This is a genomic window from Cupriavidus necator N-1 (genome assembly GCF_000219215.1).
Lineage (GTDB): Bacteria > Pseudomonadota > Gammaproteobacteria > Burkholderiales > Burkholderiaceae > Cupriavidus > Cupriavidus necator.
This window is the reverse complement of sequence record NC_015723.1, coordinates 1758295-1775497: the sequence shown is the minus strand read 5'-3', so window position 1 is coordinate 1775497 and position 17203 is coordinate 1758295. Positions and strand designations below refer to the sequence as shown.

Below are 17203 nucleotides of genomic sequence, written 5' to 3'. Positions count from 1 at the left end.
GCGGTAGCGGGTCGGCGGTGTCTGGTGCCGGCCGGGTCACGCTATTGATCTGATTTCTGGATCATTTTATCCAGAAATTCGACTTCTTCAATCAAAGCAAGTTCTCTACACTGCCTGGATTCCTGGGAGAACCTATGTCGAACCCGACCGCTCCGGTCATCCTGAGCCGCCCTGGCGCCGCGCACGCGGTGGTGGTGGGCGGCGGCACCATGGGCGCCGATGTTGCCGTGGTGCTGACCCGCGCGCTGTGCCGCACCACCGTGGTCGAGCCTGATGCCGGCCGCGCCGGTGCCCTGCCCGGGCGCGTGCGAGGCAACCTGGCCGCGATCGGCCGTGAACAAGGCGCGGAGCGCCTGGCGGTGGCCGCGGCGCTGGATGATGTGGACTGGTCCACCGTGGACCTGGTGATCGAATGCATCCCGGAACGGCTGGACCTGAAGCAGGCGCTCTTTGCCGAGCTGGTGCGGCGCGCGCGGCCCGATACGGTGCTGGCCAGCAACAGCTCCAGCTTCCCGATCAGCGCCATCGGCGTGGGGCTTGACTCGCGTGCGCGCATGCTCGGCCTGCACTTCTTCATGCCGGCGCACCTGGTGCCGCTGGTGGAAGTGGTGATGGGCGATGACAGCGACGAGGCCTGTGCCGATGCGCTGATCGCCTTCATGCGCCGCTGCGCGATGGTGCCGGTCAAGGTGCGCAAGGACCTGCCGGGCTTTCTTGCCAACCGGCTGCAGCATGCGCTGTCGCGCGAGGCCTTCAGCCTGATCGACCGCGGCATTGCCTCGCCCGAGGATGTCGATGCGGCGGTGCGCTTCGGCTTCGGCTTTCGCTTCCTGGCGGCCGGGCCGGTGCTGCAGCGCGACCACGCGGGCATCGACGTGCACGCGGCCGCCGGCGCCACCATGTACCCGACCTTCTGCAACGACGACCATCCGGCGCGCTGCCTGTCCGAGCGCGCCGCCGACGGCCGCCACGGCATGAAGCGCGGCGAAGGCTTCTACCACTGGACCCCTGAAACCATTGCCGCCGAGCGCGCACGCTATGACAGCCTGCTGCGCGCCGGCCTGGCGCTGATCGCGCCTGAACTGCCCGAGATCGAGCCATGACCCAGACCCCTTCCCAAGCCCCTGTCGCCGCGGCCCGCGTGCCGCTGGCCGATGCGCCGCTGATCGTCACCGTGGCGCCCAACGGCGCCTACAAGCGCGCCAGCGACCATCCGGCGGTGCCGCTGACCGCCGCGGCACTGGCCGCTGAAGCGCGCGCCTGCCTGGATGCCGGCGCGGCCATGATGCACATGCATGTGCGCGATGCCGAAGGGCGCCACTCCCTCGACGTGCAGGCCTACCGCGACGCGCTGGCCGCGGTGAAGCAGGCCGTCGGCGAAGCGTTGCTGGTGCAGGTGACGAGCGAGGCCGCGGGCGTATACAAGGCCGCGGAGCAGATGGCGATGGTGCGTGAGCTGCGGCCCGAAGCCGTCTCGGTGGGCCTGCGCGAAGTGGCCGTGCCGGAGATCCCGGACAGCGAACTGGCAACGTTCTTCGCCTGGCTGGCGCGTGAGCGCGTGATGACGCAGGTGATCCTGTATGACGTGGCCGATGTGCGGCGCTGGCAGTCGATGCGTGAGCGCGGCATGGTGCCGCCGGGCGCATGGTCGGTGCTGTACGTGCTGGGGCGCTATGCCGCCGGACAGGTGTCGTCGCCGCACGACCTGCTGCCATTCCTGCAGGCCGCGGACGAGTCCGGCGACGCGTTGCCTTGGGCGATCTGCGCCTTCGGCCGCGAAGAGAATGCCTGCGTGACCGCGGCCGCGGCATTTGGCGGCCATGTGCGGGTGGGATTCGAGAACAACCTGCTGCTGCGCGACGGCAGCCGCGCACCCGGCAACCATGCGCTGGTGGCGCAGGCGGTGCAGGGCGGCCTGACGCTGGGCCGGCCGATTGCCGACGCCGCCGATGCGCGCCGCATCTACGGCGAGGTGCGCTGAAGCGCTGCCTCGCCGGGTGCCGTCAGGCGCCGTCGCTGAAGCTGTCGCGCGGGCCGTTGGGGTTATGCGCGCCGTCGGTGAAGGTGCTGCGCGGACCGGTTGCGGCGTTCGCGCCGTCCGTGAACGCGCTGCGGGTTTCCATGAGGCTGCGGGCGCCGTCGGTGAACGGGCTGCGGGGGCCGGTGGCGCTGTGCGCCCCGTCGCTGAACGGATCGACGTTGCGCGGTGCAGCCTGCGCAGTGCCGACCACGGCAGCGATAAGGGCGGTGGCCACAAAGACTTGCCTGAGTGCTTGCATGAGTCGCTTCTCCGTAAGGTTGCCGGCCCGGGGTGGGCGGCGGTGAAGCAAGTCTAGGCAGCGCGTGCCCACACGAGCATGACCGGCACATGACATTGGTGTCACTCGGCAGCGCACGTGCGCGGCAAGCGCAAGGCAATTGGCCGCGTGCCCGTGAGGGAAACGCAGCAGCGCCGGCAAAGGCTGTAGAATCACGGCTATCCGACCGGCCTGCGGTTCTATCGCCGGTTTTTCATTGCCCGCGGAAATGCAGCGGGCCTCTCACGAGAGTCATGTCCGAGTCTGATTCAGCCAAACTCGCTGCGGTGGCGTGGATCCGCGAGCAAATGGACCGTCATGCCCTGACGTTCGACGATCTTGTCGCCGCCGGGTGCTTTGATCATGTTGCCATCGACGCCGGGCATGAGCCGGCGCCTGAGGCCGCGCCAGCCGTGGCCCCGCTTGTCCCGCAGGCCGCCCCCCAGGCTGCCGCTGCACGCCCGCTGTACCGCAATGCGCTCGGCCAGAGCTGGGACGGGCAGGGCGAGTATCCAGACTGGCTGCAACGGGCCGTGAACGCCGGGCAGTCGATCGAATTCTTCCGAGTCGGATAAAAAGCGCAGGCGCGACAATTCGCCGCGCATTGCCGGTGCCGACGGAATTCCGCAAAACAGAAAAGAAGCGATGCGGGCGCTGTGCCCGCTATGACGCGCTCAGCAGCGTGCGGGCAGCAGGCGTTCCAGCGGCAGGATGTCGGTGAATGCACCCGGCGTGGCCATTGGCGCCGCGTGCGCCCAATGCCCCAGCACCTCCGCAGGCAGTTCGCGCAGCACGCCGGACGCGGCCGATGGCCGCGTCTCCAGCGGCGTGGCGCCCTGGTCGGTCGCCTGCGGCGCATCGGCATCGTGCAGCTGCAGCGGATGGCCGCTGCCGGAAGGCTCGGCCATCACCTGGACCGCGCTGCCGCGGCAAGTGCCCGGGCCGGTGCCGTCCAGTGCCGCTTCCGCCTCCATTTTTGCGGCCGCGTGCCGTTCCGGCAGCGACAGCCCGGCAGCCTGTCCCGCGCTGCACACCGTGGCCACTGCCGCCGCGGCACCGGAGACGGGCAGCGCAAGCATGGCGAGGGACAGCAGCAGGTAATTCGGCAGGCGTTTCATCGGCAGGGGACGGCGGGCAGGATGGGGGCAACGGTGGCGCAAACCGGCATGACGCCGGTAGTGATCGCGCATTTTACCGGGGTTTCCGCCTGCATTTCCCTGGCATGGCGATGACATTTCTGAAATCTTTGCCCATTGGCGGTCATCCTCGGCTAGCGTTACGCCATGGCGGCGCTGGTGCCGCCCGGAAAGTGATCGAACCATGCGTATCCTGATTGTCGAGGACGAACCCAAGGCGGGTGACTACCTGCACAAGGGCCTGACCGAATCCGGCTTCGTGGTGGACCTGGCGCGCGACGGCGCGGACGGCCTGGCCCATGCGCGCGAGCATCCCTATGACCTGATCGTGCTGGACGTGATGCTGCCCGGCCTGGATGGCTGGCAGGTGCTGCGCGAACTGCGCCGCGAGCGCGATACCCCGGTACTTTTCCTGACCGCGCGCGACGAACTGTCGGACCGCCTCAAGGGGCTGGAGCTCGGCGCCGACGACTATATGGTCAAGCCCTTTGCCTTTGCCGAACTGGTGCTGCGCATCCGCACCATCCTGCGGCGCGGCCCGCTGCGCGAGAGTGAGTTCATCGAAGTGGCCGACCTGCAGATCGACGCCATCCGCCGCCGTGTGGTGCGCGCCGGCCAGAAGATCGACCTGACCTCCAAGGAGTTTGCGCTGCTGTACCTGCTGGCGCGCCGGCGCGGTGAGGTGCTGTCGCGTTCGCTGATCGCCTCGCAGGTGTGGGACGTCAATTTCGACAGCAATACCAATGTGGTCGACGTCTCGATCCGGCGCCTGCGCGCCAAGGTCGACGATCCCTTCCCGCACAAGCTGATCCACACGCGGCGCGGCATGGGCTACGTGCTGGACGACAGCGAGGACCGGGGCCAGGACGCATGATGCGGCTGACGTCTTCGCTCACCACGCGGCTGGCGCTGGCGTACGGGCTGGCCACGGCAGTGATTCTTGCCAGCGTGGCGGCCTACCTGTCCGGGGCGCTGTCGGCGCAGCTGGAGGGGCGTGACGAGAGCGAGCTGGTCGGCGAAGTGCTGCTGGTGCGCCACCTGCTGCGCGAGGTGCGCAGCGAGGCCGAGATCCGCGCCGATACCCACCGCTTTGCCGATATCGCGATGGGCCATGAGGGGCTGATCCTGGTGGTGCGCTCACGCCAGGGCGAGCCGCTGGTCACGCTCAACCCGCGCAATGAATCCGTGCCGGCGCTGCGCGTGCTGCCCGCCACCACGCAGCCAGAGAAGAGCATGTTGCAGACCTGGTACCCCAAGAATGGCGTGCCCTCGCGCGGCATTGCGGCGTTGGGCCAGCTGGGGGATTCCGACAAGGCCGTGGAGATCGTGGTGCTGCGCGATGCCGGCTATCGAGTGGCGCTGATCCGCGAATACCGCCACCAGGTGCTGTGGGCCACGCTGTGCGGCGCTGCCGTGGCGGCGGGGCTGGGCTTCGTGCTGGCGCGGCGCGGGCTGCGGCCGCTGCGGCGCATGGCTGCCGATGCCGCCGCGGTCACCACCAGCCGCCTTGCCACGCGGCTTGACGTGGGCAGCGCACCGGCCGAGTTGCGCGAGCTGGCGGCGGCCCTCAATGACATGCTGGCGCGGCTGCAGGACAGCTTCTCGCGGCTGTCCGAATTCTCGGCGGACCTGGCGCATGATTTCCGCACGCCGATCAGCAACCTAATCGGCCAGACCCAGGTCACGCTGGCGCAGAGTCGCGGCGTGTCCGAGTATGAGGCGCTGCTCGAATCCAACCTGGAAGAGTACGAGCGCCTGGCGCGCATGATCGAGAACATGCTGTTCCTGGCGCGCGCCGACCATGCGCAGGTGGCGCTGGGCATCCGCACGCTGGACGCGCGCGAGGAACTGGACAAGATGGCCGAGTACTTCGAGGCCGTGGCCGCCGACCGCGAGGTCGCGCTGGCGGTGAACGGTACGGCAATGGTGCAGGCCGACCAGACGCTGCTGCGCCGCGCGGTCACCAACCTGCTCGACAATGCGCTGCGCCATGCGCCGGCCGGCAGCACCGTGCAGCTCGACGTGGAGCGCGCCCCGGCGCCGGGCGGCGGCACGACCTGCATCCGCGTGACCAATGCCGGGCCGGCGATCCCGCCCGAGACGCTGCCGCATATCTTCGGGCGCTTCTACCGGGCCGATCCGTCGCGCCGCAACTCGGCGGCGTCGACCGGGCTGGGGCTGGCCATCGTCGACACCATCATGCGGCTGCATGGCGGCAGCGTGACGGTGCGCAGCCTGGAAGGCGAAACGATGTTCTCGCTGCAATTTCCTGCCGAGGCATTGGCCACTGCCGTGCCGCCTGCCCCGGTCCCCGCCGCGGTTTCCTGAGTCCGGCCGGGCGCTTGCACCTAGCCGGCACGCGCGCATAATGGCGCGCGGGCGAACAGCCAATGCCATGCAGCCCGATCGACCATTCACAAGGAGAGCGACATGCAGGTGCAACCCTATCTGGATTTTGGCGGCCGTTTCGATGAGGCCGTGGCCTTCTACGGCAAGGTGCTGGGCGCGCAGGTCACGTTCGCGATGCGCTACAAGGACGCCCCGCCGAGCCCCGGCATGGAGGTTCCCGATGACTGGAAGGACAAGGTGATGCACGCCAATATCCAGTTCGGCGAAAACCAGGTGATGGCGTCCGACGGCCGGCGCGGCGAGCGCCCGGCGTTCAGTGGCTTCAGTCTGTCGGTGGGCGCGGTCAGCAAGGACGAGGGCCAGCGCATCTTCGACGGCCTGAGCGAAGGCGGCCAGGTGGTGGTGCCGTACCAGAAGACCTTCTGGGCCGAAGGCTTCGGCATGCTGGTGGACCGCTTCGGCATGTCCTGGATGGTCAACTGCGAGCACTGACCCGCCGCTGCGGCATGGCGCCGCGGTCGCTGCCATGCCGCTTGACTCTGTAGTCGCTACAGGGTCTTCAATGTCATCAGGTTAAACCAGCGGGAACAACAAGATATGGCTCGCACGTCACCTGAGGACGCACTTCCTCAAGATCACGCTGCCCACGCGCACGATGGCGCCACCCACCGGCATGGCGGGCATGATCACGACCATCACCATCACCATCACCACCACGACCATGATCATCATGGGCATGGCCATGCGGAGGCCCGGCAAGCACCGGCGGCTTCCGCCTGCTGTGGCGGCGGCTGCTCGGCCACGGTTGCGCTGACGCCCGCGGCATCGGTCGACATTCCCGCCGGCGCGCAGACCGCTGCATGGCGCATTGACGCGATGGACTGCCCGACCGAGGAAACGCTGATCCGCAGCAAGCTGGGCGGCATGGCGGGCGTGGCGGCGCTGGAGTTCAACCTGATCCAGCGGGTGCTGACGGTGCATCACACCTTGCCGTCGCCGGAGCCGGTGGCTAGGGCGATCGAGAGCCTGGGCATGCAGCCGGTGCCGCTGAGCACCGAGGCCGCGCAGCAAGTCTTGCCGCAATCCACGACAAGCAAGCCCTGGTGGCCGCTGGCGCTGGCCGGCGTGGCCGCTTTGGGTGCCGAAGCGGCGGAGTGGCTGGGTCTGGGCTTGCCGTGGCTGCCCGCCGCGCTGGCACTGGCGGCAGTGGCGCTGGGCGGGCTGACCACCTACCGCAAGGGCTGGATCGCGTTGCGCAATGGCAACCTGAACATCAATGCCCTGATGAGCATTGCCGTCACCGGCGCACTGCTGCTGCGCCAGTGGCCGGAAGCGGCCATGGTGATGGTGCTGTTCGCGCTGGCCGAGCGCATCGAGGCGGCCTCGCTGGACCGGGCGCGCAACGCGATCCGCGGCTTGATGGCGATGGCGCCGGAACAGGCCACGGTGCGTCGCGCCGATGGCAGCTGGGACACCGTGCCCGCCGCCGGCGTTGCCGTGGGGGCGCTGGTGCGGCTGCGGCCGGGCGAGCGCGTCGCGCTTGACGGCAAGGTCGTGCGCGGCCAGTCGGCGCTGGACCAGGCGCCCATCACCGGCGAAAGCGTGCCGGTCGACAAGGCCGAGGGCGATGTGCTGTTCGCCGGCTCGATCAACCAGTCCGGCGAGCTGGAGTACACCGTGACGGCGCCCGCCAGCGATTCCACGCTGGCCCGCATCATCCACGCGGTGGAGGCCGCGCAGGGCAGCCGTGCGCCCACGCAGCGCTTTGTCGACCAGTTCGCGCGCATCTACACGCCCACGGTGTTCGCGATTGCGCTGGCGGTCGCGGTGGTGCCGCCGCTGGCCATGGGCGGTGCCTGGGTCGACTGGATCTACAAGGCGCTGGTGCTGCTGGTGATCGCCTGCCCCTGCGCGCTGGTGATCTCCACGCCGGTGACCATCGTCAGCGGGCTGGCCGCGGCCGCGCGCCGCGGCATCCTGGTCAAAGGCGGGGTGTACCTGGAGCAGGGCCGGCACCTGGCCTGGGTGGCGCTGGACAAGACCGGCACGATCACGCACGGCAAGCCCGCGCAGACCGACCACGCGCTGCTGGCCGAGGACGCGCCGCATGCCCGCGCCATTGCTGCCAGCCTGGCGGCGCGCTCGGACCATCCGGTTTCGCGCGCGGTGGCCACGGCGGCCACGGCCGACGGGATCGGCACGCTGCCGGTGGACGACTTCGAGGCGCTGGCGGGGCGCGGCACGCGCGGCAAGGTGCAGGGCGTGGCGTACTGCTTGGGCAACCACCGCCTGGTGCATGAGATGGGCGCCTGCTCGCCGGCGCTGGAGGCGCGGCTCGAAGCGCTGGAGCGCGAGGGCAAGACCGTGGTGCTGCTGGCGCGCGTCGACGGCAACGGCGCCGCCACGGCGCTGGCGCTGTTCGCGGTGGCGGATACCGTGCGCGACACCAGCCGGCAGGCGATTGCCGAGCTGCATGAACTGGGCGTCAGGACACTGATGCTGTCGGGCGACAATCCGCACACGGCGCAAGCCATTGCCGCGCAGGTCGGCATCGATGAAGCGCGCGGCAACCAGTTGCCGCAGGACAAGGCCGACGGCATCGCGGCGCTTGCCGGCGCCGCCCACGCGCGCGGCGGCCGCATCGGCATGGTGGGCGACGGCATCAACGACGCACCGGCGCTGGCGCGTGCCGATATCGGCTTCGCCATGGGCGCAGCCGGCACCGACACCGCTATCGAGACGGCCGACGTGGCGCTGATGGACGATGACCTGCGCAAGATCCCGGCCTTTGTGCGCCTGTCGCGCCGCACCGCAAGCATCCTCACGCAGAACATCACGCTGGCGCTCGGCATCAAGGCCGTGTTCCTGGTGCTGACGGTGCTGGGGATGGGGACGATGTGGATGGCGGTGTTCGCCGATATGGGCGCGAGCCTGCTGGTGGTGTTCAACGGGCTGCGGGTGGGGGCGGAGCGGCGCGGCTAGCTGTTGCCGGCAGACGTCCTCCCGCTGGCGGTTTGCTCCCCTCTCCCGCTTGCGGGAGAGGGGCAGGGGGCGAGGGCAGGCGCAGGCAATACCACAGGTTTTAACTTCGTGGATACGCCCGGCCCTCACCCCAACCCTCTCCCGCAAGCGGGAGAGGGAGCGGACAATCGGTAGTCGGGACGATGTGTCAGCTCACCTGCGGCTGCACAATCAACTCGCCACTGCGCCCCGGAATCTCTCCCCAAGTTACCGGCAACTCCGGCAGCCTCTGCCGGTCCAGCCCGCGATACCACGTCGCCATCGACACCAGCTCGTGCCCCTGCGCACGCCATCCCGCCAGCAGCCGCTCGAACACCGGCGCCAGCTTGCCGCCTTCCAGCTCGGTATGCAGCGTGAAGACATGGTCGCGCGTGCCTTCGGTCAGCTTCAGCAGCGCGGTGTGGACGTTATCTTCGGTCAGGTCGTCGGTGCCGATCAGTTCATCCAGCGTCGGCAGCGTGGTCGGCATCTGCACGTGCCGGCAGGGCACGCCGTCGATGGTCGGGATATAGGGCGCGGTGCCGCGTCCGTCGGACGCATAGGCCATGCCCCAGTCATCGATCTGACGGAACGCATCCTCATTCATCTGCCAGCCTGCCGCGCCGTGCGTGGCCGGTGCTTCGCCGAAGATCTCGCGGTAGCGCGCGAACGCCTGCTGCATCTGCCGGCGCGTCCAGACAGCATCGCGCTCGCGCACGTTGTCCTGCCAGTAGACGTGGTCCCAGGTGTGGATGCCGCACTCATGGCCGGCCGCGCGCGCCGCGCGCATCTCGGCGGCGCCCTTGCGGCCGATGTCCGGCCCCGGCAGCAGCACGCCGTACATCAGCGTGCGCAGGCCATAGTTGGACACCACCGAGGTGCGCGACACCTTCGTCAGGAAGCCGGGCCGGAATACGCGCCGCAGCGCCCAGCCGGTATGGTCGGGACCGAGGCTGAACAGGAAGGTGGCCTGCGCCTGCGCAGCCGCCAGCATCGACAGCAGCTTCGGCACGCCTTCGCGCGTGCCGCGCAGCGTGTCGACGTCGACCTTCAGGGCAATGCGTGCCATCTGCGTTGCGCGCTCAGTTGGCCGAATCGACCAGCGTGCGGGCCTCGACCACCTTGCCGCGATACGCCTCGAAGATGCGGCGCAGCGCCGCTTCCATGCTGATCCCAGGCTTCCAGCCCAGTTCTTCGATGGTGTTGTCGATCTTCGGCACGCGGTGCTGCACGTCCTGGTAGCCCTTGCCATAGAAGTCGCCCGAGGAGGTCTCGATGATCTGCGTCTTGCGCGCTTCGTCGGCGTATTCCGGATAGTCGGCGGCCATCTTCAGCATCATCTCGGCCAGCTCGCGCACCGAGTGGATATTGCCCGGGTTGCCGATGTTGTAGATCTTGCCGCTGGCCACGCCGTTGGGGTTCTCGATGATGCGCATCAGCGCGTCGATGCCGTCGGCGATATCGGCAAAGGCGCGCTGCTGGGCGCCGCCGTCGACCAGCTTGATCGGCTCGCCGCGCACGATATGGCCGAGGAACTGCGTCACCACGCGCGACGAGCCTTCCTTCGATTCGAAGATCGAATCCAGCCCGGCGCCGATCCAGTTGAACGGACGGAACAGGGTGTAGTTCAGGCCTTGCTCCATGCCGTAGGCGTGGATCACGCGGTCCATCAGCTGCTTGGAGCAGGCGTAGATCCAGCGCGGCTTGTTGATCGGGCCGTAGACTAGCGGCGAGGCCTCGGGGTCGAACTCTTCGTCGCTGCACATGCCGTAGACCTCGGAGGTCGACGGGAACACCAGGTGCTTGCCGTACTTGACCGCGGCGCGCACGATCGGCAGGTTGGCCTCGAAGTCCAGCTCGAACACGCGCAGCGGCTGGCGCACGTAGGTGGCCGGGGTGGCGATGGCCACCAGCGGCAGTACCACGTCGCACTTGCGGATGTTGTACTCGATCCACTCCTTGTTGATGGTGATGTCACCCTCGAAGAAGTGCATGCGCGGATGGTCGACGAGGTCGCCGAGGCGGTCCGACGACATGTCCATGCCGTAGACCTCCCACGGCGTGGTTTCCAGGATGCGGCGCGTCAGGTGGTGGCCGATGAAGCCGTTGACGCCAAGAATCAGGACCTTTTTCATCGGTTTTCCTTGTTGGATTGTTCGGTATGGATAAGTTTGGCGAAGGCCTGCGGCGTGAGTGCCGAGCCATCTTGTGCCAGCAATCGGGTGACCATCACCAGGCCGCCGTCGCCGCACAGGCCGATGATCTGGCCGTCGTGCACATGCAGGCCGGGCGCCGTACCGGCGGGCAGCGCGAGCTTCGTCAGCGGCCGGCGCGCCTGCGCCACAATGAAGCGGAGCCCGGCGAGGTCGGTGAACGCGCCGGGATAGGGCGGTGCGACGGCGCGCACGAGATTGTAGACCTCGGCGGCCGGGCGGCTCCAGTCGATGCGGCCGTCTTCCGGCTTGCGCCCGGAGAAGTAGCTGCCCTCGGCCAGCCGGTTGGGGTGTTGCGGCGTCTGTCCGGCGATCATCGCGGGCAGGGCACGCCACAGCGTCTGCTCGGCGGCAACGGTGACTTTCTCGAAGACTTCGCCGGCAGTGTCGTCCGGCAGGATCGGCACCGCGGTCTGGTCGACGATATAGCCCGCGTCAGGCTTGGCTTCCATGGCGTGCAGCGTGGCGCCGGTCTCGGTCTCGCCGCGCAGCACCGCCCAGTTCACCGGCACGCGGCCGCGGTACTTGGGCAGCAACGAGCCGTGCATGTTGAAGGCGCCGCCGGGGGCCAGCGCCAGCACGCCCGCCGGGATCATGGCGCGGTAGTAGAACGAGAAGATGACGTCCGGGCGCGCGTCGCGCACAGCCTGGGCGATGGCGGGATCGGCAGGGTCCTCGCCATAGACGAAGGGGATGCCCAGCTCGGCGGCGGTGTCGGCCACGCGGCGGAACCAGATATTCTCGTCGGGGCGGTCGCGGTGCGTAATCACCAGCGCCACCTCCACGCCGCGCGCATGCAGCACGCGCAGGCAGCGGTCGCCGACATTGTGGTAGCCAAAGACGACGGCGCGCATCATTGCTCCGCGCCTGCGGCTGCCGGCGTGACACGCTGCGGGTCCGCTTCCAGCACTGCCTTGATGCGGTAGCGCGGGCGGTCGCGCACTTCCTGGTAGATGCGGCCGACGTACTCGCCCAGCAGGCCCACGCCGAACAGCAGGATGCCGATCAGGAAGAAGTTCATGGCGAACAGGGTGAACACACCCTGGACTTCCGAACCGAACAGGAAGCGCCGGACCAGCAGCACCACCACCAGTACGCCTGAACACAGCGACAGGATCGTGCCGATGGCCGAGAACCACTGCAGAGGCACGATCGAGAAGCCGGTTACGAGGTCGAAATTCAGGCGGATCAGCTGGTACAGCGAATACTTGGATTCGCCTGCATGGCGCTGTTCGTGACCGACTTCGATCTCGACCGGATTGGAAGCAAAGGTGTATGCAAGCGCGGGGATGAAGGTGTTGACCTCGCGGCAGGCATTGATCGTGTCGATCACATTGCGGTCATAGGCGCGCAGCATGCAGCCCTGGTCCGTCATGCGGATCTTGGTGATGCGCTCGCGCAGCCGGTTCATCGCGCGCGAGGCATAGCGGCGGAACGCGGTGTCGTTGCGCTGGCGGCGGATGGTGCCGACGTAGTCGTGGCCGGCGCGCATGGCTTCGACCAGGCGCGGGATTTCTTCCGGCGGGTTCTGCAGGTCGGCGTCCAGCGTGATCACGATCTTGCCGCGGGTGTGCTCGAAGCCCGCCAGGATCGCCATATGCTGGCCGAAGTTGCCGGCGAACAGCACCACCCGGGTCACATCCGGGCGCTTGTGGAACTGCGCCGCCAGCATCTGCGCCGAGCGGTCGACGCTGCCGTCGTTGATGAAGATGATCTCGTACGACTCGCCGAGGCCATCCAGCGCCGGATAGAGGCGGTCGAACAGGGCTTGCAGCCCGTCTTCTTCGTTGTAGACCGGGATGACGACCGAGACTTCGACCGGGCTCATTTGGAGAGACGTTTGCATGTTTCGCTGAGGATTGCGCAGACCCGCTCGACATCGGTGGCTTGCATCGCGGGGAACAGCGGCAGCGTGACGATGCCGCGCCCGATGCGTTCGGCATGCGGCAGCATGCCTTCGCGCCAGCCGAGCGAGCGGTAGTAGGTGAAAAGATGAATGGGCGGGTAGTGGACGCCGGTGCCGATGCCGCGCTCGCGCATGGCCTCCATGACCTGCTGGCGCGCCTGGGCCGGGCCGCCTTGCAGGCGCTCAGTCGGCAGCACCACCTGGAACATGTGCCAGTTGGTGGTGGCGGCGTGCGCATCCAGCGCTTGCGGCAGCTCGATGCCCAGCGCTTCCAGGCCGCTGTCGGCGGCACAGCGGAAATACGTCGCGGCCAGTTCGGCTCGGCGCGCGGTGATGGCGTCAAGCTTGCCCAGCTGCGCCAGGCCGACCGCGGCGTTGACGTCGGTCAAGTTGAACTTGCCGCCGGGCTCTTCGACATCCATGCCATCCATGCCGGTGCGGATCACGCCCTGCAGCCGCAGGCGCTCGGCGCGCACGGCTTCTTCGGGCGTGTTCATCACCAGGCAGCCGCCTTCGATGGTGGTGATGTTCTTGTTGGCCTGGAAGCTGAAGCTGACCAGGTCGCCAAAGGCGCCGATGCGCTGGCCGCGCCAGCGCGAGTCGATTGCCTGCGCGGCATCCTCGATCACGCGCAGCCCGTGCTTGCGGGCAATGGCGTACAGGCGGTCCATGTCCACCGGCAGGCCCGACAGGTACACCGGCATGATGGCGCGCGTGCGCGGCGTGATCGCGGCCTCGACGGCATCCAGGTCGAGATTGCGCGTGCGCGGGTCAATGTCGACGAACACCGGCCGCGCGCCCACTGCCAGCACCACGTTGGCAGTGGCGACCCAGGTGATTGGCGTGGTGATGACCTCATCGCCCGGCCCGATATCGGCAATGCGCAGCGCGATTTCCATCGTTGCCGAGCCGTTGGCGAAGGTGCGCACCGGGCGTCCGCCGAACAGGTCCGACAGCGCGGCCTCGAAGGCCTGCATCTTCGGGCCGGAGGTGATCCAGCCCGAGGCCAGCACCTTGCCGACTTCGGCAATGGCGGCGGCGTCGATGTCAGGCCGGACAAAAGGCAGGAATTCAGGGGCAGATGCGGTCATGGCAGGGCGAAGGAGAACGGTCGGTGTCGGACCTGGCGGCGCGCAGGCGCGTCATGAGCGCGCGATCAGGAAGACGCCCGCCAGTATCAGCAGGATGCCGGCCACGCGCAAGGGGCCGATCATCTCGCCAAACAGCCACCAGGCGGCCAGCGCGTTGACCACATAGCCGAGCGACAGCATCGGGTAGGCGATCGACACGTCCACGCGCGACAGCCCCACGATCCATACGCCCACGCTGACCACGTACAGCGTCAGCCCGGCCAGCACCGGCCATTGGGTCAGCACGCGCAGCGCTGTCACCAGCAGCGTGCCGCGGTCCATCGTGATGGCGCCGACGGCGTTGACGCCGGCCTTGAGCAACAGTTGCGCTGCCGCATTGAGCAGCACGCCGGTCAGGATGAAAGCGAAGGTGGAAAGCGTCATGGCGCTGCGTAGTGCAGGGGTTGCAGGTTACTGTCCTGGGGGTTGCGTCTGCGGGCCGTTGCCCGGCAGTGCGAAATTGGCGACCGCCACCCGACGGCGGTCACCGGCGATCCGTTGCAGCGGCACGCCGCGCGCAGCCAGTGCATCGTAGGTCGCGGGCGACATGATCGCTACCGCGCGCTTGCCGTCCTGCCAGCGGGCGATAAAGCCATCGATGGTCGGGATCCACTTCTGCGGTTCCTGGCCGACGCCGAATTCCAGCTCGTCCGGATGCTCCACCATGATGGTGGTGCGGCGCAGGTAGAACGGCAGCGTGTGGTCCAGCATGCCCACGCTGTACAGCGGCATGTCCGGCGTCAGCACGGCATTGATGGCGGGCACCAGGTCCACGCCGGAACTGGGCCGGCCCATGGCCTCGTGACCGCGCAGCGCCACCGTGGAGCAGAGGAACATCGCCAGCGCATAGGCCACCACGCTGGGAAACACCCCGCGCGTGCGCAGCAGCCGGCGCGCCAGCAGTGCGCCGGCCAGCAGCACCGCGAAGGCGATGCCGATCCACATGGCGAATTCGCGATAGACCACATTGGGCATGCCGGGCTTGTCCATCATGCCGACGAACGGGCACGCCAGCAGCCCGACCACGCCCAGCGCGATCATGGTATTGACCTGCCAGCGCCAGGTGCGTTCCGTCACCGTGTCCAGTGCCACGCCGGCCAGCAACGCCAGTGCCGGGAAAATCGGCACGATATAGCCGGGCAGCTTGGAGCCAGACAGGCTGAAGAAGACAAAGATCGCCACGGCCCACAGCGCTGCCAGCAAGGCGGGCTGGAATGGCCGCGGCGAGGTGCCGCGTTCGACCCCGGCGCGCTCGCGCACGGCCTTCCACATTTGCGGAAACAGGCCCAGCCAGGGCAGGAAACCGGCCAGCAGCAGCGGCACGAAGTACCAGATCGCGCCTTCGCGCTGGTGCACGTTCGAGGTATAGCGTTGCCAATGCTCGTGGATAAAGAAGAAGCGCAGGAATTCCGGATTGCGCTCCGACACCAGCCAGAACCACGGCACCGTCACCACCAGCATCGCGACGATGCCGCCCGGCAGATGCAGGCGGCGCCACAGGCCGAAGTCGCGCGTCACCAGCGTGTAGACCACCAGCACCAGCCCCGGCAGCGCCAGCCCGACCAGCCCCTTGACCAGCACCGCCACGCCCATTGCCGCCCAGCAGGCGAGCATCCAGTTGCGGCGTTCGGCGCGGGTGGCATCCGGGTGCTGCGCCAGCAGCATGAAGGCCAGCACGCACGCCATGGCGCCGGCCAGCGTCATGTCCAGCGAATTGAAGTGGCCGGCGATATTCCACATCGGCGCGGAAACCAGCACCAGCCCCGTCAGCACCGCCACGCGCCGGCCGTACCAGCGTGCCGCGGCCAGCATCGACACGCCCAGCCCCAGCATGCCGGACAGCGCCACGCACAGCCGCGCCTGCCAGTCGCCCACGCCAAACAGCGTGTAGGCCAGCGTGGTCACCCATAGGTGGAAGGGCGGCTTCTCGAAATACTTGAGTTCCTGGTAGCGGATCGTCACCCAGTCGCCGGTGGCGAACATCTCGCGGGCAATCTCGGCGTAGCGGCCTTCATCGGAGCGCAGCAGGTGGCGCATGTCGAGGGTGCCGAACCAGACCAGCAGGATAAACAGGCTGGCCAGTGCTACCGCACCGGCGGTGGCGGCTCCAACGGACAGCGCGGCAGCCCGCGAGGTCGATGAACTACGCATAGATCTCCTGGAAAAGCGCGACGGATCGATGATCGATGGTCCTGCGTGGGCGCGCGGTGAGGGGAAGCCATCACAACGCATGGCCTTGCCTGTTGGTGGACACCGGGCAGGCAAGCCGCCCGCGGCCGGCAGGCTGGCATGTGCCCGGCGCGCCACTGCCGCCTCGGCCACGCGAGGCCGGCAATGGTAGCACGGCGGGCAGGTTGCCCCCGCGGTGCCGGGGACGGGCCTGCAGGGGGCGGCGGGATTGCCGCTGCCAGGGAAAGGAAAGTGCTGTTCAGGCCGGACGCTGCACGCCAGGCGCCGTCGGGCGGGCGCGACGCAGGCGCAGGCCCACGCCGATCAGCAGGATGCCGCACACGATGGCCCAGGAACCGATCAGCCACAGTACCGCCAGCGCCCCGGCCACTGGCCGCCACAGGACCAGGAAGGCGAAGGCGATGCTGACCAGCCCGGCCAGGATCAGCCACCACTCGTTCGGGATCTCCTTGCGCAGCTTGATCGCCGCCACGATCTGCAGCACGCCGGTGGCGAGCGTCCAGGCGGCGATATAGAGCAGCAGCGACAGCGCGGGGATGGCCGGGCTGAACCAGGTCAGCGCGCCCACGCCCAGCCCAAGCAGGCCCTGCAGTGCCAGGATCCAGCGGTCGCTGGTTTCGCGGTCCTTGCCGGAGACCGCCATCAGCAGCGCCATCAGGCCATCCGCCGCGGCATAGGCGCCGAAGACAATGACCAGCGCCGCCAGCGTCGCGATCGGCGCAAAAAAGGCAAAAAAGCCGAAGATCACGGCAAACAGCCCGCGCAGGGCAACTACCCACCAGAGTTTCGCGTAGTACTGAAGCATGGAATCTCCCACTGGGCCCGGAATGGGCCGGCATCGAGAAAACCCGGCGGCACGGAAATTACTGACGGCCTGACGATATGGCGTCTGGCCTTGCAGGCCATGCTGCGCGAAAAATCCGAGTTACACACGCAACAAAACGCGATAATTTCGGTGTCCAGGCGACCGCCTGGCAAGCCG

The 17203-nt window shown here is 68.2% G+C and carries 18 protein-coding genes; 7 read left to right on the top strand and 11 right to left on the bottom strand.

Annotation, left to right across the window (positions count from 1 at the left end; translation table 11 throughout):
* Positions 1-134 precede the first annotated feature (134 nt).
* Both CNE_RS26080 and CNE_RS26075 read left to right on the top strand, forming a co-directional pair.
* On the top strand, positions 135-1103 hold the full coding sequence (locus CNE_RS26080) for a 3-hydroxyacyl-CoA dehydrogenase family protein (protein ID WP_013953289.1): 969 nt from the start codon (positions 135-137) through the stop codon (positions 1101-1103).
* A complete protein-coding gene (locus CNE_RS26075) occupies positions 1100-1981 on the top strand; it encodes a BKACE family enzyme (protein WP_013953288.1) in 882 nt (293 codons plus the stop codon). Before CNE_RS26080 ends, CNE_RS26075 begins: the two co-directional genes overlap by 4 nt.
* A 22-nt stretch (positions 1982-2003) precedes the next feature.
* Here the strand turns inward: CNE_RS26075 and CNE_RS26070 are convergent, their stop codons facing one another.
* The gene (locus tag CNE_RS26070) at positions 2004-2279 is read right to left on the bottom strand and encodes a hypothetical protein (protein ID WP_013953287.1); all 276 of its coding nucleotides are present in this window, start codon (positions 2277-2279) and stop codon (positions 2004-2006) included.
* Between the two features lie 272 nt (positions 2280-2551).
* On the opposite strand from CNE_RS26070, the gene CNE_RS26065 reads away from it, so the two are divergent.
* Complete coding sequence (locus tag CNE_RS26065) at positions 2552-2872, top strand: H-NS family nucleoid-associated regulatory protein (RefSeq protein WP_041228667.1); 321 nt, start codon at positions 2552-2554, stop codon at positions 2870-2872.
* 99 nt (positions 2873-2971) lie between these two features.
* On the opposite strand, the gene CNE_RS26060 is transcribed toward CNE_RS26065, so the two are convergent.
* Positions 2972-3415 carry a hypothetical protein gene (locus CNE_RS26060; protein ID WP_041228666.1) on the bottom strand — a complete coding sequence of 148 codons (444 nt, stop codon included), beginning with the start codon at positions 3413-3415 and terminating at the stop codon, positions 2972-2974.
* A gap of 202 nt (positions 3416-3617) precedes the next feature.
* On the opposite strand from CNE_RS26060, the gene CNE_RS26055 reads away from it, so the two are divergent.
* From CNE_RS26055 to CNE_RS26045, 3 genes are all read left to right on the top strand, one after another.
* Positions 3618-4307, top strand: coding sequence for a heavy metal response regulator transcription factor (locus CNE_RS26055; RefSeq protein WP_013953285.1), 690 nt, complete (start codon positions 3618-3620; stop codon positions 4305-4307).
* Positions 4304-5761: a heavy metal sensor histidine kinase gene (locus CNE_RS26050; RefSeq protein WP_013953283.1), complete on the top strand. Its 1458-nt coding sequence runs from the start codon at positions 4304-4306 to the stop codon at positions 5759-5761. Before CNE_RS26055 ends, CNE_RS26050 begins: the two co-directional genes overlap by 4 nt.
* A 102-nt stretch (positions 5762-5863) precedes the next feature.
* Positions 5864-6274, top strand: a complete 411-nt coding sequence (locus CNE_RS26045; protein ID WP_013953282.1) for a VOC family protein — start codon at positions 5864-5866, stop codon at positions 6272-6274.
* 117 nt (positions 6275-6391) lie between these two features.
* On the opposite strand, the gene CNE_RS42760 is transcribed toward CNE_RS26045, so the two are convergent.
* Positions 6392-6514 (bottom strand): hypothetical protein, encoded by a 123-nt coding sequence (locus tag CNE_RS42760; protein ID WP_269148720.1) that lies wholly within the window; start codon positions 6512-6514, stop codon positions 6392-6394.
* A 144-nt stretch (positions 6515-6658) separates the two neighbouring features.
* Here CNE_RS42760 and CNE_RS26040 point away from each other — a divergent pair, with 144 nt between their 5' ends.
* Entirely contained in the window at positions 6659-8764 is a 2106-nt protein-coding gene (locus CNE_RS26040; RefSeq protein WP_228772333.1) for a heavy metal translocating P-type ATPase, read from the top strand.
* Positions 8765-8951: 187 nt separating this feature from the next.
* Here CNE_RS26040 and CNE_RS26035 read toward each other — a convergent pair whose 3' ends face one another.
* From CNE_RS26035 to CNE_RS26000, 8 genes are all read right to left on the bottom strand, one after another.
* Positions 8952-9851: a polysaccharide deacetylase family protein gene (locus tag CNE_RS26035; RefSeq protein ID WP_013953280.1), complete on the bottom strand. Its 900-nt coding sequence runs from the start codon at positions 9849-9851 to the stop codon at positions 8952-8954.
* A 13-nt stretch (positions 9852-9864) separates the two neighbouring features.
* Positions 9865-10917 carry a bifunctional UDP-4-keto-pentose/UDP-xylose synthase gene (locus CNE_RS26030; protein ID WP_013953279.1) on the bottom strand — a complete coding sequence of 351 codons (1053 nt, stop codon included), beginning with the start codon at positions 10915-10917 and terminating at the stop codon, positions 9865-9867.
* The gene (locus tag CNE_RS26025; RefSeq protein ID WP_013953278.1) at positions 10914-11849 is read right to left on the bottom strand and encodes a formyltransferase; all 936 of its coding nucleotides are present in this window, start codon (positions 11847-11849) and stop codon (positions 10914-10916) included. The genes CNE_RS26030 and CNE_RS26025 overlap by 4 nt, the downstream gene beginning before the upstream one ends.
* A complete protein-coding gene (locus tag CNE_RS26020; RefSeq protein WP_013953277.1) occupies positions 11849-12841 on the bottom strand; it encodes a glycosyltransferase in 993 nt (330 codons plus the stop codon). Before CNE_RS26020 ends, CNE_RS26025 begins: the two co-directional genes overlap by 1 nt.
* Positions 12820-13992, bottom strand: a complete 1173-nt coding sequence (locus tag CNE_RS26015) for a DegT/DnrJ/EryC1/StrS family aminotransferase (RefSeq protein ID WP_013953276.1) — start codon at positions 13990-13992, stop codon at positions 12820-12822. Before CNE_RS26015 ends, CNE_RS26020 begins: the two co-directional genes overlap by 22 nt.
* Positions 13993-14043: 51 nt before the next feature.
* Entirely contained in the window at positions 14044-14415 is a 372-nt protein-coding gene (locus CNE_RS26010; protein ID WP_013953275.1) for an EamA family transporter, read from the bottom strand.
* Between the two features lie 27 nt (positions 14416-14442).
* Positions 14443-16182 carry a glycosyltransferase family 39 protein gene (locus CNE_RS26005; RefSeq protein WP_013953274.1) on the bottom strand — a complete coding sequence of 580 codons (1740 nt, stop codon included), beginning with the start codon at positions 16180-16182 and terminating at the stop codon, positions 14443-14445.
* Between the two features lie 277 nt (positions 16183-16459).
* The gene (locus CNE_RS26000) at positions 16460-17026 is read right to left on the bottom strand and encodes an HdeD family acid-resistance protein (RefSeq protein WP_013953273.1); all 567 of its coding nucleotides are present in this window, start codon (positions 17024-17026) and stop codon (positions 16460-16462) included.
* Between the last annotated feature and the right edge of the window lie 177 nt (positions 17027-17203).

What these genes read in the sequence shown, in the direction of transcription:
- CNE_RS26080 (WP_013953289.1), top strand. Translation starts at nt 135, where the DNA reads ATGTCGAACCCGACCGCTCCGGTCATCCTGAGCCGCCCTGGCGCCGCG.
- CNE_RS26075 (WP_013953288.1), top strand. Translation starts at nt 1,100, where the DNA reads ATGACCCAGACCCCTTCCCAAGCCCCTGTCGCCGCGGCCCGCGTGCCG.
- CNE_RS26070 (WP_013953287.1), bottom strand. Translation starts at nt 2,279, where the DNA reads ATGCAAGCACTCAGGCAAGTCTTTGTGGCCACCGCCCTTATCGCTGCC.
- CNE_RS26065 (WP_041228667.1), top strand. Translation starts at nt 2,552, where the DNA reads ATGTCCGAGTCTGATTCAGCCAAACTCGCTGCGGTGGCGTGGATCCGC.
- CNE_RS26060 (WP_041228666.1), bottom strand. Translation starts at nt 3,415, where the DNA reads ATGAAACGCCTGCCGAATTACCTGCTGCTGTCCCTCGCCATGCTTGCG.
- CNE_RS26055 (WP_013953285.1), top strand. Translation starts at nt 3,618, where the DNA reads ATGCGTATCCTGATTGTCGAGGACGAACCCAAGGCGGGTGACTACCTG.
- CNE_RS26050 (WP_013953283.1), top strand. Translation starts at nt 4,304, where the DNA reads ATGATGCGGCTGACGTCTTCGCTCACCACGCGGCTGGCGCTGGCGTAC.
- CNE_RS26045 (WP_013953282.1), top strand. Translation starts at nt 5,864, where the DNA reads ATGCAGGTGCAACCCTATCTGGATTTTGGCGGCCGTTTCGATGAGGCC.
- CNE_RS42760 (WP_269148720.1), bottom strand. Translation starts at nt 6,514, where the DNA reads ATGATGATCATGGTCGTGGTGGTGATGGTGATGGTGATGGTCGTGATC.
- CNE_RS26040 (WP_228772333.1), top strand. Translation starts at nt 6,659, where the DNA reads ATGGACTGCCCGACCGAGGAAACGCTGATCCGCAGCAAGCTGGGCGGC.
- CNE_RS26035 (WP_013953280.1), bottom strand. Translation starts at nt 9,851, where the DNA reads ATGGCACGCATTGCCCTGAAGGTCGACGTCGACACGCTGCGCGGCACG.
- CNE_RS26030 (WP_013953279.1), bottom strand. Translation starts at nt 10,917, where the DNA reads ATGAAAAAGGTCCTGATTCTTGGCGTCAACGGCTTCATCGGCCACCAC.
- CNE_RS26025 (WP_013953278.1), bottom strand. Translation starts at nt 11,849, where the DNA reads ATGCGCGCCGTCGTCTTTGGCTACCACAATGTCGGCGACCGCTGCCTG.
- CNE_RS26020 (WP_013953277.1), bottom strand. Translation starts at nt 12,841, where the DNA reads ATGCAAACGTCTCTCCAAATGAGCCCGGTCGAAGTCTCGGTCGTCATC.
- CNE_RS26015 (WP_013953276.1), bottom strand. Translation starts at nt 13,992, where the DNA reads ATGACCGCATCTGCCCCTGAATTCCTGCCTTTTGTCCGGCCTGACATC.
- CNE_RS26010 (WP_013953275.1), bottom strand. Translation starts at nt 14,415, where the DNA reads ATGACGCTTTCCACCTTCGCTTTCATCCTGACCGGCGTGCTGCTCAAT.
- CNE_RS26005 (WP_013953274.1), bottom strand. Translation starts at nt 16,182, where the DNA reads ATGCGTAGTTCATCGACCTCGCGGGCTGCCGCGCTGTCCGTTGGAGCC.
- CNE_RS26000 (WP_013953273.1), bottom strand. Translation starts at nt 17,026, where the DNA reads ATGCTTCAGTACTACGCGAAACTCTGGTGGGTAGTTGCCCTGCGCGGG.